Origin of the sequence: Pseudomonas putida (genome assembly GCF_028682455.1) — a bacterium.
Classification (GTDB): Bacteria; Pseudomonadota; Gammaproteobacteria; order Pseudomonadales; family Pseudomonadaceae; genus Aquipseudomonas; species Aquipseudomonas putida_AA.
Window position 1 is genome coordinate 1793639 of the sequence record NZ_JANHLD010000001.1, and the last position, 15545, is coordinate 1809183.

Genomic DNA, 15545 nt, shown 5'->3' on the forward strand with positions numbered 1-15545 from the left:
TAAGCGAGATCCCGGTGTGTAGGTGAAAGGGCAGGGTAGCGCTGCGCTCAATCGCTGGGCAATCGGCGCATGTTCAGGTGTTCGACCAGGCGCCGGTAGAGCCGTTCCAGATGGGGCAGCTGGCGGCCGTGGCGGCTGGCGACGCGGCAGGCATGCCCTAGCAGGTAGTGAATCTCGGTGCGCCGCCCCTGACGAACATCCTGGTACATGGAAGAGTAGTTGGCCGCAGTGGCCTTGATTACCCGTTCCACTTCCTCGCTCAGGCCCTCTGCGGCTTGCGGCTGGCCGCAGCATTGCAGCAGTTCGGCAAGCTCGGCACACAGGGTGGCCACTTCGCAGGCGTGATCCTGCAGGCCGCCGTTGCGGCAGTCATGCAGCACGGTCAGCGGATTGATCGCGCAGTTGAGCGCCAGCTTTCGCCACAGGCGGGTGAGAATGTCGGGCGTCCACTGGTGGGGGATGCCGGCATCGACCAGGTCATCGAGCCACTCGGGCGGCAGGGGATTGGCGGGATCACCCAGCCAGTTGAAGCCGTGACCGGCAAAGTTCACCTGCCAGTCGGCCTCGCGAAACGCACCTTCGGTGCTGGAGGCAAAGATGCAACGGGCATGGGGGACTTGGTTGGCCACCGCATCCTGGCTGCCCAAGCCGTTTTGCAGCAGGATCAGCTCGGCGCCGTGGCTCAGGCGTGGCGCTAGTTGCGCCACCGCCTGCTCGGCGTCGTAGGCCTTGCAGGCCACCAGCAGGCGATGAATGGGGGTAGCGTCTTGTGCGGTCTGGGCAGGAATCGCGTGCAGCTGTGCCTGGCCCTGTTCGATCAGGGTCAGGCCGCCAGCGGCTTCGTACGCTTGCACCCGTGCCGTATCGCGCAGGATCAACCGGACCGCTTTGCCGGCACGGGCCAGCCGGCAGGCCCAGAGGCTGCCCAGACTTCCTGCGCCGAGAATATGCCAGGTGCTGCTCATCAGCGTTTCGCAACCGTTATAATGAGCCGGCATTTTAACCGTCAAACCCGACGCGCTCCATCACGCTCTTCATTCAGGGCCGCGAGCGCGCGTTTATTTTTGGAGAATCTCTATGCCGTCGTTCGACGTGGTATCGGAACTGGACAAGCACGAAGTCACCAACGCCGTTGAGAACGCCGTGAAGGAACTGGACCGCCGCTATGACCTCAAGGGCAAGGGCAGCTTCGAGTTCAAGGAAAAGGAACTCACCGTCAACCTGACCGCCGAAGCCGAGTTCCAGCTCGAAGCGATGATCGATATCCTCAAACTGGCCCTGGTCAAGCGCAAGATCGATGTCCAGTGCCTGGAAGTCAAAGACGCCTTCGCCTCGGGCAAGGTGATGAAGCAGGAAGCGGTCCTCAAGGAAGGCATCGACAAGGAGCTGGCGAAAAAGATCGTCGCGCACATCAAGGACGCCAAGCTAAAGGTCCAGGCTGCCATCCAGGGCGAGCAGGTGCGTGTCACCGGCAAGAAGCGCGACGACCTGCAGGAAGCCATCGCCGCCCTGCGTGCCAAGGAATTCGGCATGCCACTGCAGTTCAACAACTTCCGCGACTGATCGATGCACTTCGGAACCTTGGCGCCGTTTCGGCGTCCGAGGTCTCTGTTGCCGCTGAAACGATTGCGGCGCGATTTTTACAGCTTTTGCCCCTCGGCATCAGGAGAACATTATGGATTTGAGTGCTGAAGTCGATCAGCTGGTCAAAACGTCGCAAACCTGGGTCCCCTTGATCATGGAATACGGTAGCCGCCTGTTGCTGGCGCTGCTGACCCTGGCCATTGGCTGGTGGGTGATTAACAAGGTGACCTTCCGGTTGGGCAAACTGCTGGCTCTGCGCAACGCGGACCTCGCGCTGCAAGGTTTTATCAGCAGCCTGGCGAACATTATTCTGAAGATTCTGCTGGTGGTCAGCGTGGCCTCGATGATCGGCATCGAGACCACCTCGTTCGTCGCTGCCATCGGTGCTGCGGGCCTGGCGATCGGCCTGGCGCTGCAAGGCAGCCTGGCGAACTTCGCCGGCGGTGTGCTGATCCTGCTGTTCCGTCCGTTCCGCCTCGGTGACTGGATCGAGGCCCAGGGTGTCGCGGGCACCGTGGACAGCATCCAGATCTTCCACACCGTGCTGCGTACCGGCGACAACAAGACGGTGATCCTGCCCAACGGCGCGCTGTCCAACGGCATCATCACCAACACCAACCGTCAGCCGACCCGCAAGGTCGTGTTCGATGTGGGTGTCGATTACGAGGCCGACCTGCAGAAGGCCCGTCAGGTTCTGCTGGAGCTGGCCAACGATCCACGCATCCACCAGGACCCGGCGCCGCAGGCCGTGGTTTCGCTGCTGGGCGACAGCTCTATCACCCTGTCGTTGCGGGTGTGGGTGAACACCGCCGACTACTGGGACGTGATGTTCATGCTCAACGAGCATGCGCGTGATCGCCTGAAAGACGAGGGCATCGATATTCCCTTTCCGCAGCGCGTGATCCGCGTGGTGCAGGAAGCAGCGGTGCAGTAACGCTGAACTGATCGCGGGGCAAGCCCGCTCCTACGTGGTAGGGGTGGGCATTGCCCCGCGATACAGGTCATTACACTTGTTCACGTCTTCAACCTATCTGATCCCCCCGCTTTCTGGCATACAGGCTGGCTTACTTTCGTACGCCCGGTCTCATCATGCTTACCCCCCTGATCAACATCACGCCACTGCGTGCGTTTTGCTTCGCCATGACCCTGGCCCTGTTCGAGCTGTTGACCTACCTCGCCAGCGATGTGGTGATGCCGGCCATGCCGGTAGTGGTCGATGACCTGAACGCCAGTCCCGAATTCATTCCCCATGCCTTGAACCTCTACCTGCTGGGCGGTGTATTACTGCAGTGGCTGATCGGTCCGCTGGCCGACCGCTATGGCCGGCGACCGTTGTTGCTCGGCGGCTGCGCGTTCTTTTGCCTGGCCTGCCTGGCCTCGTTCTGGGTACAGAGCATCGAGCTGTTCAACCTGCTGCGCCTGTTGCAGGGGATCGGCCTGGGCTTTGTCGTGACGGTCAGTTATCCGGCGCTGAACGAGGCATTCAGCGAGGCCGATGCGGTCCGCATGATGGCCTTGCTGGCAAACATCGCGCTGTTGTCGCCACTGCTCGGGCCACTGGTAGGCACCCTGTTGCTGGAGTGGGTGTCGTGGCGCTGGCTGTTCGTGTTGTTCGGCGCCGCAGCAGTCCTGGCCTGGTTCGCACTCTACCGATTCATGCCTGAAACCCTGGGCGTGGAGCGCCGCGACGGTTCGCGCCTGGCGTTTCAGCCGATTCACCTGCTGCCGCTGCTGGCCGGTTACGGGCAGTTGCTGGCCAATCGCCGTTTCGTGGCGGGCAGTGCGGCCCTGGGCCTGGTCGGCTTGCCACTGATTGGCTGGATCGGCCTGTCCCCGGTGTTGCTGATTCACGATGAAGGCTTGAGCACCCTCGACTATGCGCTGTGGCAGTTGCCGGTATTCGGCGGGCTGATTCTGGGCAACCTGATCATCAACCGCATCGCCGACCGCTATGCGCTGACCCGCCTGGTGCGCGGTGCGCTGTGGCCGTATCTCATCGGGCTGGTCAGCATGATGCTGGCCACCTGGCTGGTGCCCAGCGTGCCGAGCCTGGTCGCCGGGCTGTCGGTCTATGCCCTGGGCCTGGGCATCGCCAACGCGGTGCTGTACCGCATGACGCTGTTCTCCAGCGAGCAGAGCAAAGGACTGGTGTCGGCCATGTTGGGGATGATCACCATCGCCTTGCTCGGCCTGGGTGGCGCCTTGCTGGCAATGATCGGCGCGGGCGCCAGCCTGCAGAGCTTCGCCCTGGCTGCCGGGGTTGCCGGCATTGTGGCCCTGTGGCCGCTGAGAACGGTTTTGAGCGGCTCGGGCAACCAGGCCGAGGCTATGCCGGGATAATCCCGGCATCGGCCCCTGCCAGCCTCAGGGGCGCTGCTCGGCGACAGGGTTGTCGACCGGTTCCTGCTTGCCCCGGCCCAGCTCCTGGCGCCAGTGCAGGACGATCAGGATCAGGGTCGGCACACCCAGCAGGGCGGTGATCAGGAAGAAGTCGTGGTAGCCGTACTTTTCCACCATGACCCCTGAGTAGCCACCGATCAGGCGCGGCAACAGCAGCATGATCGAGCTGAGCAGGGCGTATTGGGTGGCAGAGAACTTCAGGTTGGTCAGGCTCGACAGGTAGGCGACGAAGGCCGATGTGGCCAGGCCCGAGCTGAAGTTGTCGAGGGAGATTGTCACCACCAGCATCTGCAGGTTGGGGCCCATGTCGGCCAGCATCAGGAACAGGATGTTGGTGCCCGCCGAGGCCGCGCCGCCGATGAACAGGATCGGCAGGATGCCGAAACGCACGATCAGCAGGCCGCCCATGCCGGCGCCGACCAGGGTCATGATCAGGCCGAAGATCTTGCTGACGCTGGCGATCTGGTCCTTGGTGAAGCCCTGGTCGATGTAGAACACGTTGGCCATGACACCCATCACGGTGTCGGACATCCGGTAGGTGGCGATCAGCCCGAGCAGCAGCAGGGCCTGCCAGCGGTAGCGCAGGATGAAGTCGTTGACCGGGGTGAGCACCGGCGCCAGGCCGCGACGGCCCAGGGACGAAAGGCACAGCGCGGTCAGGGTGATGTAGAGGATGGCGCGCAGGAAGGCGCGGTCTTCAAGAAGCAGGTCGAGCAGGCTCACCCCTTCGAACAGCACGCTGGCGAAATCGGTGTTGTACAGCTGGGTGAAGGTCGCCGGTACCGACACCAGCAGGATGATCAGCACGAACACCGAGACCAGCTGGTGGGTCAGGCCATAGCGTGCCGCCGACAGTTGGGTGCGCAGCGGCACGGGCGGTTCACGCATCAACAGGGTGGTGATCACGGCAGGCAGCATCAGCACACCGAACAGCACGTAGGTGCCGGTCCAGGCCTTGTGCAAGTAGCTGAAGCCGGTGGAGCCGAACCCTTCGGCGAAGAACAGCGCTCCCGCCGTGGCGAGCAGGGCGGCGACCCGGTAGCCGGCCATGTAGCTGGCCGCCAGCGCGGCCTGGCGCTGGTCATCGGCGATTTCCAGGCGGTAGGCGTCGACGGCGATGTCCTGGGTGGCCGAGGCAAATGCCACCAGCACCGCCAGGGCGATCAGCCAGGACAGGTGTTTTTGCGGGTCGCAAAAGCCCATTCCCACCAGCCCGATGACCACCAGCACCTGCGACAGCACCAGCCAGGAGCGGCGCCGGCCAAGTTTGCCGAGCAATGGCAGGCGCCATTGGTCGAGCAGCGGCGACCAGACCCACTTGAAGGCGTAGGCCAGGCCGATCAGGCTGGCATAACCGATGGTTTCGCGCGCCACCCCGGCCTCGCGCAACCACACCGACAGGGTCGAGAACACCAACATATACGGCAGGCCGGCGGCAAAGCCGAGCAACAACAGCACCAGGGTCGACGGGCTGGCATAGGCAGCGAGCGCAGCGCGCCAGGTTTTACGGGGCATGGGCCAACATCTGCCTCAAGTTTACGAAAACAAAGCGCGCACTCTAACCGCTGTGCTCCATTGGGCGCCAGCCATGGCGCGACATATCCACACGATTATTGTGCAGAGTGACGCCTTCTGCCCGCAGCCTTGCACGCTGCTCGTCGCCTGATGGCGTGCCCAGCGCCAGGCTCAGCCGACCACCGGCACCCAGCACGCGATGCCAGGGCAATTGGGTGTCCGGTGGCAGTTGGCTCAGGGTACGCCCGACCCAGCGCGCCGCGCGCCGCAATCCCGCCAGTTCTGCGAGCTGGCCGTAGCTCACCACCTTGCCCGCAGGCACCTGGCCGAGCACCAGGTAGAGCGCCATTCGTCGGGCCTGGGAATTTTCCGTCGGATCGCCGGGCGTCGGGCTCATCGCGGCCTCGCGGGCATGCGCGGGGGATTTGCCGCGTTGGTCGGATAAATAGGAATTGAACTCATCGGCATAGGGTGGGTCAGTCCTTGCTCTACGGGCGGGTATCTGGATAATGCCCGACTTTTTTCGTGAACCAGAGTCCGTTACTTGCTTATGTATTCTAGAGCCCTGTTGTGCCTCGTTGCCCTTGCCGCCTGCTCCACGGCTGTCGCCGATACCGTCTGGATGAAGAACGGCGACCGGCTCAGTGGCAAGATCACCGTGTTCGATGGCGGCAAACTGTTGCTCAAGACCGAATACGGTGGCTCGATCGCGCTGGACTGGAAACAGGTCAAGACCCTGGAAAGCGACCAGGAACTGCTGGTCAAGCAGGATGCCTACACCGGCGAGAAAGCCAAGTCGCTGCACCCGGCCGACGAGGGCAAGGTGACCCTGGCCAATGGCGAAACGCCCAAGACCGTCGAGCTGGCCAGCATCCAGCAGATCATGAAACCCAAGCCTGTGATCGAGGACCTGTCGTGGAAAGGTAATGTCGACCTGGCGATGGATTACAAGCGCGCCGAATCCGACAGCGACGACTACGATGTCGATTTCAAGACCACGGCGCGTCATGGTCGCTGGCGGCACCAGGCCGAAGGCGAATACAACCGCGAGAGCAAGGACGACGTTACCACCACCAACAACTGGAGCGCCGAGTACGCACTCGACCGCTTCCTGACCGAGAAATGGTTCTGGCAGGGGCGCCTTGAATACAAGCGTGACCACATCGAAGACCTGGCGCGCCAGCGCACCGTGGGTACTGGCCCTGGCTACCAGTTCTGGGATGACGAGCTGGGCGCCTTCTCCCTGGGCTCGCTGGTCAACCGTACCGACTATGAATACGCCGATGGTGGCAAGGACAACTTCTACGCCCTGGCCATGAAGTGGGACTACAACCGCTACCTGATCGGCAAGCGGGTCGAGTTTTTCACCAGTGGCGAGGTGGGCAAACCGCTGGACGGCGTGGCCAACTACGCGCTCGATGCCGAAGTCGGCTTGCGCTACAAGGTCACCGAGTGGGCCTCGCTCAACCTCAAGGCCGAGAAGGATGTGATTAGCGGCACCGACGACAGCGACCTGGACAAAACCCGCTACACCGCAGGCTTTGGCGTTACCTGGTAAGTCTTGTGGCAACCGCCGGCGATAGTGATATTTTGTCGGCTGAGCATTCGGTCGCAGTGCACCTGCGACCCGCCTTCAGCTAATCGTCGAGTCGGGAGTCACACAGTGAGCGCTAAAGTCGCACAACAGGCACGGGAGCTGCTGCTCAAGGAGTATCGTGGGGTCCTGTCGACCCATTCCAAGTCGATGCCAGGCTTTCCCTTCGGCTCGGTGGTGCCGTACTGCCTGGATGCCGAAGGCAACCCGCTGATCCTGATCAGCCGTATCGCCCAGCACACCCACAACCTGCAAAAAGACCCCAAGTGCTCGTTGCTGGTCGGCGAGCGCGATGCCGAGGACGTACAGGCCGTTGGTCGCCTGACGGTACTCGCCCAGGCCCACAAGCTTGAAGAGCCAGCGGCGGTCGAAGCCGCTGCCGAGCGCTATTACCGCTACTTTCCCGAATCGAGCAATTACCACAAGGCCCATGATTTCGACTTCTGGGTGCTGACGCCTGTTCGTCACCGCTACATTGGCGGGTTCGGCGCTATTCACTGGGTCGACAGGCTCTCGTTGGCGAACCCCTTCGCCGGCAAGGCCGAACTGAGCATGATCGAGCACATGAACAGCGATCATGCCAACGCCATTGCCCACTATGTCCAGCTCAGCGGCTTGCCGCAGACGGCTGCGGCGCAGATGGTCGGCATCGACAGCGAGGGCATGCACCTGCGCATTGGCCAGGGCTTGCACTGGCTGCCGTTCGCCGCGCCTTGTAATACGCCGATACAAGTGCGTGAAGCCCTGGTTTTTCTGGCGCGCGCCGCCCAATGGCCAGCCCGTGAAGCGGCCGAGGCTTGAAATAGCCATTGCTCGCAACCATTAAAGGTGTACTGCAAGGACATCTTGCGCTGAGGAACCCGTTGATGCGTGCTTTTCTATTGCTGTTTCTGATTTTTCCGGTGCTGGAGTTGTATGTGTTCTTCAAGGTCAGCACCGCGATCGGCTTCTTTCCGGCGCTGCTGTTGATCATCGCAGGCTCTGCCCTGGGTGTTCTGGTGGTGAGGGTGGCCGGTCTGGCTACTGCCTTGCGGGCCCGTGAGAGCCTCCAGCGAGGCGAATTGCCCGCCGAGGACATGTTCCATGGCCTGATGCTGGCGCTGGGTGGCGGCCTGCTGTTGCTGCCAGGTTTTATCAGCGACGTCGTCGGCCTGATCTTCCTGTTGCCGTTCACCCGTCGCCTGCTCGGGCGCAAGATGCGCGAGCGTGCCGAGGCCCAGGCCATGCGCCAGCGCGCCTTTGGCGATGATCCGTTCATGACCCGGCCGGGCGCCCAGGGTGGCCAGCCGCGTCAGCCGAACGTGATCGAGGGCGAGTATGAGCACCGCGATCCGCAAGGCCCTCGCGACACCCGCAATCTTCGAGATCCGCGGGATTTGTAGGCACCGCTGACGCTTGACCGGACGGCCCCGCAAGGGGCCGTTCTGTTTTACCTGCAACAAGCGCTAAAAAATTTCATCAGCAAGCCTTGTAATTACCTTTGGCGACCTCATGTATGGGTCACCGCAAGGTTTCTGGTGGTTCGCACCAGACATTACATGTGTGGTTCGCCTGGCGAGCTACGAGCGGCTACGCCGCAAGCATCAACCCGCCGGTGTCGACACCGGCCGATGAAAACCACAATTAGGAGAGATCGACAATGAAGCTTCGTCCTCTGCATGACCGCGTCGTTATCCGTCGCAGCGAAGAAGAATCGAAAACCGCTGGCGGTATCGTTCTGCCAGGTTCGGCCGCTGAAAAACCTAACCGTGGCGAAGTCGTCGCTGTAGGTACCGGTCGCATCCTGGACAACGGTGAAGTGCGTGCGCTGGCCGTGAAAGTGGGTGACAAGGTGGTTTTCGGCCCTTACTCGGGCAGCAACACTGTGAAAGTTGACGGCGAAGACCTGCTGGTAATGGCTGAGAACGAAATTCTCGCTGTTATCGAAGGCTGATTCCGCTGGTTTCCCGTTACTCCAAAGTATTCAAGGATTAAACGATCATGGCTGCTAAAGACGTAAAATTCGGCGATTCCGCCCGCAAGAAAATGCTCGTTGGTGTCAACGTTCTGGCTGACGCTGTAAAAGCGACCCTGGGCCCGAAAGGCCGCAACGTTGTTCTGGCCAAGAGCTTCGGCGCTCCGACCATCACCAAAGACGGTGTTTCGGTTGCCAAGGAAATCGAACTCAAAGACGCCTTCGAAAACATGGGCGCCCAGCTGCTCAAGGACGTTGCCTCCAAGGCCAACGACGAAGCAGGTGACGGCACCACCACCGCCACCGTCCTGGCTCAGGCCATCGTCAGCGAAGGCCTCAAGGCCGTTGCTGCCGGCATGAACCCGATGGACCTCAAGCGCGGTATCGACAAGGCCACCATCGCCATTGTCAAAGAGCTGAAGTCCCTGTCCAAGCCATGCGCCGACTCCAAGGCCATCGCTCAGGTAGGTACCATCTCTGCCAACTCCGACAACTCCATCGGTGACATCATTGCCGAAGCCATGGAAAAAGTCGGTAAAGAAGGCGTGATCACCGTTGAAGAAGGCTCGGGCCTGGAAAACGAACTGTCGGTTGTAGAAGGCATGCAGTTCGACCGCGGTTACCTGTCCCCTTACTTCGTCAACAAGCCAGACACCATGGTCGCCGAGCTGGATGGCCCTCTGCTGCTGCTGGTTGACAAGAAGATCTCCAACATCCGTGAACTGCTGCCAGTTCTGGAAGCCGTTGCCAAGGCCGGCCGTCCTCTGCTGATCGTGGCTGAAGACGTCGAAGGCGAAGCGCTGGCGACCCTGGTTGTCAACAACATGCGCGGCATCGTCAAGGTTGCTGCGGTCAAGGCACCAGGCTTCGGCGACCGCCGCAAGGCCATGCTGCAGGACATCGCCGTCCTGACCGGCGGTACCGTGATCTCCGAAGAAATCGGCCTGAGCCTGGAGTCCGCTACCCTGGAGCACCTGGGTAACGCCAAGCGCGTCACCCTGTCCAAGGAAAACACCATCATCGTCGACGGTGCTGGCGTACAGGGCGACATCGAAGCACGCATCACCCAGATCCGTGCCCAGGTTGCCGAGACTTCGTCGGACTACGACCGTGAAAAACTGCAAGAGCGCCTGGCCAAGCTGGCTGGCGGTGTTGCCGTGATCAAGGTCGGTGCTGGCACCGAAGTTGAAATGAAAGAGAAGAAAGCCCGCGTTGAAGACGCCCTGCACGCTACCCGTGCAGCCGTTGAAGAAGGCGTGGTCCCTGGCGGTGGTGTTGCCCTGGTTCGTTCGCTGCAAGCGATCTCCGAGCTCAAAGGCGACAACGAAGACCAGAACGTTGGTATCCAGCTGCTGCGTCGCGCTGTCGAAGCACCGCTGCGCCAGATCGTTGCCAACGCCGGCGACGAGCCAAGCGTAGTCGTCGACAAGGTCAAGCAAGGTTCGGGTAACTTCGGTTACAACGCTGCGACCGGCGAGTACGGCGACATGATCGAAATGGGTATCCTGGACCCTGCCAAGGTTACCCGTTCGGCCCTGCAAGCCGCTGCTTCGATCGGTGGTCTGATGATCACTACCGAAGCCATGGTTGCCGATGCGCCTCAGGAAGCTGCTGCTGGCGGCATGCCTGACATGGGCGGCATGGGTGGCATGGGCGGTATGGGCGGCATGATGTAAGCCAGCCTTACCCGCATGAGAAAAAGCCCCGCCTAGTGCGGGGCTTTTTTTTTGCCTGTGTTCCAGCCCTGTATGAGCGGGCTTGCCCCGCGATGCCGTGCTTCAGGCAGCAGGTGATCTGGTGGCAGTATCGGCCTCTTCGCGAGGCAAGCGCGCTCCCACCAGCAGCCACTGGTAACAGCCAAGGCTGATCAGCCAGCAGAACACCGCCGTCCACACGTTGTGGGAGAAGAAATGCGCGCCTTGCAGCATTCGCCCCAGCGAGAACACTGCGCCCAGGGTGAAGGCAAATACCAGTGCGGCGCGGGCCAGACGTGGCCGGCGATCACGCAACATGAAGAACAGGGCAAACAAGGTGAACCCGGTGGCGGCATGCCCGCCTGGCCAGCAGCGCCCAGGTTTGTCGGTTGCCGGCCGAGGGCTGAGCAGCTCGCTGTAGACTTCCTTGCCGCCAAATTCCTGCAGGCTCCAAGGGCACTGCACGGCCGTCACCGCCTTGAGCGGGGTGACAAAACTGGTCGACAGGGCCATGGCCATCACCAGGTAGCCCAATTCCCGACGCCAGCCCCGCAGGCGCTGCCAGAAGAAGCTTGCCGCGAAGGCGGCAATGGCGCCCAGGCCCAGGAGGATGACCAGTTGTTTGGCGCGATCGTGCAGGATGTCTTCGAGAAAGTAGCTGTGCCGGCCGATGAACTCCCCGGCAACCGGATCGAAGGCCAGCTTGGCCAGGTCCATGTCCAGTGAGGTCAATTCCAGCAGAATCAGGATCGCTGCCGTGAGCAGCGGTATACCCAGGGATAACCACGGATTGAGCGGGCGAGAGGCGTGAGTGGCAGGCATGGCAGGTCCTGGCAGGTCGAAAAGTCAGCCCCGGCCGGTAACCCGTGCCAGGAAGTGGTGTGACACAACGACCGGCGATTGTGCGGCGATTGCTATGGTGTGTCCGTGAAGGCGGGGTGAAAAAAATGTTAACTGCCAATAAACCCGCTGCAGCCTAGCCGAGCGCTGCCGATGGCCGTAAGCTGCGCCTGCCAAGCAGGCAAAAGACCCGGACGGGAGAACCCTATGCGAATTCTACTGGTTGAAGACAACCGCGATATCCTGGCCAACCTGGCGGACTACCTGGGCCTTAAAGGCTATACGGTGGACTGTGCCCAGGATGGTCTGTCCGGCTTGCACCTGGCTGCCACCGAACACTACGACCTGATCGTGCTCGACATCATGCTCCCGGGCATCGACGGCTATACGCTGTGCAAGCGCCTGCGCGAGGATGCCAGGCGCGATACGCCGGTGATCATGCTCACCGCCCGCGACCAACTCGACGATCGCCTGCAAGGGTTCCGTTCCGGCGCCGATGACTACCTGTTGAAGCCCTTTGCCCTGTCGGAGCTGGCGGCACGTATCGAGGCGGTGTTGCGTCGGGCCCAGGGCGGCGGCCGACGCACCTTGCAGGTCAGCGACCTGATCTATGACCTCGACACCCTGGAAGTTACCCGCGACGGCAAGCTCCTCAAGCTCAACCCGGTCGGCTTGAAGCTGCTGGCCGTACTGATGCAGAAAAGCCCCCACGTGTTGCGCCGCGAGGTGCTTGAAGAAGCCCTGTGGGGCGACGATTGCCCCGACAGCGACAGCCTGCGCAGCCACGTGCACCAACTTCGCCAGGTAATCGACAAACCCTTCGAAAAAGCCCTCCTGCATACCGTCCACGGCGTTGGCTACCGTCTGGCCGAGGGCCGCGATGGAGTTTAAGCAAAGCCTTGCCCAGCGGATCATCATTGCCTTTGCATTGATGAGCGCCCTGGTGGCCGGTGCATTCGCCTTCGGTATCGTTGCCACCGTGCACCTGGTCGAAGAGCGCCTGATCTCGGCGGTGCTGGGTGGCGACTTGCAGCGCCTGCTGCGCATGGACAGCGTCAGTGACTGGAGCCACCGGCCGCGCCCCGACCAGCTGTTCTACTACAGCGGTGGGCGAGACGAATTCGAGTTGCCCAAGGACCTGCGCCACCTGTCTCCCGGCTTTCACGAAGTGTTCCGCGAGCCGTTGTCCTATCACGCCATGGTCGAAATCGTCGATGGGCGGCGCTACGTGTTGCTGCAGGACCAAAGCGATTTCGAAGAGCGCGAACGGGTGCTGTTCGCGGTCGTGGTGGTGGGCTTCGTACTCAGCCTGGCCCTGGCGGTGTTCCTGGGTTGGGTGCTGGCGCGAAAAGTGATGGCGCCGGTAATTCGCCTGGCGCGCCAGGTTCGACATCGCGACCAGCTGCTCGGCCTGGCGCCGCCCTTGGCTCCGGACTACGCGGCCGATGAGGTCGGCCAGCTGGCCGTGGCCTTCGACGATACCCTGGGGCGCCTGCGCGATGCCTTGACCCGTGAACGGCTGTTCACCAGCGACGTCAGCCACGAACTGCGTACCCCACTGATGGTGCTGGCCAGCTCCTGCGAGCTGTTGCTGGTCAATCCGAATATCGACCTGCGTGCTCGCTCGCAGGTCGAGCGCATCGCCAGGGCCACCGAAGAAATGCAGGAACTGGTGAAAACCTTCCTGATGCTGGCCCGAGCCCAGCGCGACGAGGGCGCGGTGGCGTCACAGGCGACCCTCAAGGAAGTGGCCGACGACCTGACCGGGGTCTGGCGAGACACCATCGAACAGAAAGGCCTGACGCTGCTCTACGAAGCCAAGGCGAGTTCACCGACGTTGTACAACGCTACCTTCCTGCAGGCCGTGATGGGCAACTTGCTGCGCAATGCCGCGCACTACACCGACTATGGCTTTATCCGCCTGACCCTGGAGCCTTCGGGTTTCATGGTCGAGGACAGTGGCGTGGGCATTCCAGAGGAACAGCGCGAAGCGATGTTCCGCCCCTTCGTGCGCGGCGATGAGCGCCGGGGCGAAGGGCTGGGCCTGGGGTTGTCACTGGTACAGCGGATCTGCGACGACCAGGGTTGGGCGGTGACGCTGACGGGGACGGTGCCCCATGGCTGTCGCTTCCATGTCGACCTGAGTCGCGCCCGCGCGGGTACGTCGGCATTCGAGTGATGGTTGCCCCAGGTGGGTAGTCACGCCTTGTAACTTTTATTGGGACTTCCAACGAATTTTTCACATCCGCATGACCTGGCACCAACGCTTGCCCGCCTACTGTGGGCGAATTGGAGTCAGGAGATGCACCATGCGTAGTCCCATCAAGCTCGAATTTTCCGAAAAGTACGACCAGCAGCATGCCCAGGAATACTTCCTCAAGCACCAGGATGGCCTGGCGCGGCGTATGTCGCACAAACGTGATGAATAGCTGGCGCGTCGCGCATTGACCCTGGCGGGCGAACCCGGACTGGTGCTCGACTTGCCGTGCGGCGCCGGTCGGTTCTGGCCACTGCTGGCGGAAAAGCCGAATCGGGTGATCATTGGTGCCGACAACTCCGAAGCCATGCTGGAAACGGCAACCAAGTCTCAGCCCGCGCATATCGTCGAGCGGGTACGTACTTTGCAAACCTCTGCGTTTGCAATTGACCTGCCGGACAACTCGGTCGACAGCATCTTCTGCATGCGCTTGATGCACCACATTGGTGACGCTGCGCATCGCAAGACACTTCTCTCGGAATTTCAACGGGTTACACGCGATAGCGTGATCCTTTCGCTGTGGGTGGATGGCAACTTCAAGGCCTGGCGCCGTAAAAAACTGGAGCAGCGTCGTTACGCTGAAACCGGTAAGGGCAGTTACCAGAACCGCTTTGTGTTACCAGCGGCTACGGTCGAGGAGGAGTTTGAAACCGCCGGGTTCCGGATTCAGGAACGATTGGACTTTTTGCCGTTCTATGCCATGTGGCGAGTGTACGTATTGCGTAAGGGGTAGTGGGGCATGGCGGTAGAGCGTTCAGGAACATTGACGGGCAAGAGCCGGTTCGACCATTTCTGGCAGCAGCAGGGCGAATGGGTGGAAGAACCCAATCAGCGCCGGGGTGGTGAAAGTGGCGTACAGCGGTTGAACGACGAAAGCGGGCAACTGCTGTATTCCAAGCGTCAGATTGGGCATATCTACCGCAGTTTCCTGCACCCGTTCGGGCGTCCGACCGTGTTACGCGAATATGATGCGCTCAACAGTTTCGAGCAACTGGGTGTGCGGGTGCCGCATATCGTGTACTGCGGTGTCGAGCGTGACGCCGACCGCCAGTGGCGGGCCTTGCTGGTCAGCAAGGCCCTGGATGGTTTCGAAGACAGTGACAGCTGGTACGAAAAGGGTGCTCGCGATCGCTACAGCGAAGCGCTGCATGACAGCATGCTGCAGGACCTGGCCGCCAATCTTGCGCGAATGCATCGGGGCCATTGGCAACACGGCTGCCTTTACGGCAAGCATGTGTTCATCAAGGTGATCGGCGAAGGCGCCGAGGCTCGGGCTGAAGTGGCGCTGCTGGACCTGGAGAAATGCCGGCGGCGTATCAGTTGCCAGCGTGCCGCAGCCAACGACCTGAAGCAATTGCGCCGCCATTCGTCATTCAATGACGCAGAGTGGCGAAAGCTGCTCTACTTTTACAAAGTGGCGTTTGGCAGCGCTGTCAAAGGTTTAGAGCAATGAAACTAGAATTGGCTCGAGGTTTGTTTCTCCTGCTTGCGCTGGCGGTGGCCACGGCTGCGGCCGCTGCCTGGGAAGAACCGCGTCCACAGGTAGTGAGCAAGGTCGATCTTGCGTCCCAGTGCCCGTTACCACGGGTGGTCAAGGGGCAGACGACAGCGCAACCCGATCCGGACCTGTTGTTGTTTTTGTTCGGTATGAGTCAGGGCTTGCGTCCCCAATGATGCAGTGAATGTTCGATGATAAAAGGCCTCGTC

The 15545-nt window shown here is 61.6% G+C and carries 16 protein-coding genes and 1 pseudogene; 13 read left to right on the plus strand and 4 right to left on the minus strand.

Going from position 1 to position 15545, the window contains the following annotated elements; translation table 11 throughout:
• Window positions 1-47: 47 nt before the first annotated feature.
• Entirely contained in the window at window positions 48-965 is a 918-nt protein-coding gene (locus tag NPS58_RS08715; RefSeq protein ID WP_274115060.1) for a putative 2-dehydropantoate 2-reductase, read from the minus strand.
• Window positions 966-1077: 112 nt separating this feature from the next.
• Here NPS58_RS08715 and NPS58_RS08720 point away from each other — a divergent pair, with 112 nt between their 5' ends.
• From NPS58_RS08720 to NPS58_RS08730, 3 genes are all read left to right on the plus strand, one after another.
• A complete protein-coding gene (locus tag NPS58_RS08720) occupies window positions 1078-1563 on the plus strand; it encodes a YajQ family cyclic di-GMP-binding protein (RefSeq protein WP_010220808.1) in 486 nt (161 codons plus the stop codon).
• 112 nt (window positions 1564-1675) lie between these two features.
• Window positions 1676-2518, plus strand: coding sequence for a mechanosensitive ion channel family protein (locus NPS58_RS08725; RefSeq protein WP_274115061.1), 843 nt, complete (start codon window positions 1676-1678; stop codon window positions 2516-2518).
• Window positions 2519-2673: 155 nt separating this feature from the next.
• Window positions 2674-3924 (plus strand): MFS transporter, encoded by a 1251-nt coding sequence (locus NPS58_RS08730; protein ID WP_274115062.1) that lies wholly within the window; start codon window positions 2674-2676, stop codon window positions 3922-3924.
• A gap of 24 nt (window positions 3925-3948) precedes the next feature.
• Here NPS58_RS08730 and NPS58_RS08735 read toward each other — a convergent pair whose 3' ends face one another.
• Complete coding sequence (locus NPS58_RS08735) at window positions 3949-5499, minus strand: AmpG family muropeptide MFS transporter (protein ID WP_274115063.1); 1551 nt, start codon at window positions 5497-5499, stop codon at window positions 3949-3951.
• A 43-nt stretch (window positions 5500-5542) separates the two neighbouring features.
• Entirely contained in the window at window positions 5543-5896 is a 354-nt protein-coding gene (locus NPS58_RS08740) for an MGMT family protein (RefSeq protein WP_274115064.1), read from the minus strand.
• 153 nt (window positions 5897-6049) lie between these two features.
• Here NPS58_RS08740 and NPS58_RS08745 point away from each other — a divergent pair, with 153 nt between their 5' ends.
• The 5 genes from NPS58_RS08745 (at window position 6050) to groL (ending at window position 10723) form a co-directional block, all read left to right on the plus strand.
• Entirely contained in the window at window positions 6050-7057 is a 1008-nt protein-coding gene (locus NPS58_RS08745) for a DUF481 domain-containing protein (RefSeq protein ID WP_274115065.1), read from the plus strand.
• Between the two features lie 105 nt (window positions 7058-7162).
• Window positions 7163-7894, plus strand: coding sequence for a HugZ family protein (locus NPS58_RS08750; protein WP_274115066.1), 732 nt, complete (start codon window positions 7163-7165; stop codon window positions 7892-7894).
• Between the two features lie 65 nt (window positions 7895-7959).
• Entirely contained in the window at window positions 7960-8475 is a 516-nt protein-coding gene (locus NPS58_RS08755; protein WP_274115067.1) for an FxsA family protein, read from the plus strand.
• A 257-nt stretch (window positions 8476-8732) separates the two neighbouring features.
• On the plus strand, window positions 8733-9026 hold the full coding sequence (locus tag NPS58_RS08760) for a co-chaperone GroES (RefSeq protein ID WP_003260750.1): 294 nt from the start codon (window positions 8733-8735) through the stop codon (window positions 9024-9026).
• Between the two features lie 47 nt (window positions 9027-9073).
• The gene (gene groL, locus NPS58_RS08765) at window positions 9074-10723 is read left to right on the plus strand and encodes a chaperonin GroEL (RefSeq protein ID WP_274115068.1); all 1650 of its coding nucleotides are present in this window, start codon (window positions 9074-9076) and stop codon (window positions 10721-10723) included.
• A gap of 102 nt (window positions 10724-10825) precedes the next feature.
• On the opposite strand, the gene NPS58_RS08770 is transcribed toward groL, so the two are convergent.
• Window positions 10826-11563, minus strand: coding sequence for a phosphatase PAP2 family protein (locus NPS58_RS08770; RefSeq protein ID WP_274115069.1), 738 nt, complete (start codon window positions 11561-11563; stop codon window positions 10826-10828).
• Window positions 11564-11788: 225 nt separating this feature from the next.
• Here NPS58_RS08770 and colR point away from each other — a divergent pair, with 225 nt between their 5' ends.
• The 5 genes and pseudogenes from colR (at window position 11789) to NPS58_RS08795 (ending at window position 15512) form a co-directional block, all read left to right on the plus strand.
• A complete protein-coding gene (colR, locus tag NPS58_RS08775) occupies window positions 11789-12472 on the plus strand; it encodes a two-component system response regulator ColR (protein ID WP_274115070.1) in 684 nt (227 codons plus the stop codon).
• The gene (locus tag NPS58_RS08780; protein WP_274115071.1) at window positions 12462-13760 is read left to right on the plus strand and encodes a sensor histidine kinase; all 1299 of its coding nucleotides are present in this window, start codon (window positions 12462-12464) and stop codon (window positions 13758-13760) included. Before colR ends, NPS58_RS08780 begins: the two co-directional genes overlap by 11 nt.
• Before the next feature lie 130 nt (window positions 13761-13890).
• Window positions 13891-14571: pseudogene (locus tag NPS58_RS08785) on the plus strand (class I SAM-dependent methyltransferase).
• A 6-nt stretch (window positions 14572-14577) separates the two neighbouring features.
• The gene (locus NPS58_RS08790; RefSeq protein ID WP_274115072.1) at window positions 14578-15291 is read left to right on the plus strand and encodes a lipopolysaccharide kinase InaA family protein; all 714 of its coding nucleotides are present in this window, start codon (window positions 14578-14580) and stop codon (window positions 15289-15291) included.
• Window positions 15288-15512: a hypothetical protein gene (locus tag NPS58_RS08795; protein WP_274115073.1), complete on the plus strand. Its 225-nt coding sequence runs from the start codon at window positions 15288-15290 to the stop codon at window positions 15510-15512. The genes NPS58_RS08790 and NPS58_RS08795 overlap by 4 nt, the downstream gene beginning before the upstream one ends.
• Window positions 15513-15545: the final 33 nt, after the last annotated feature.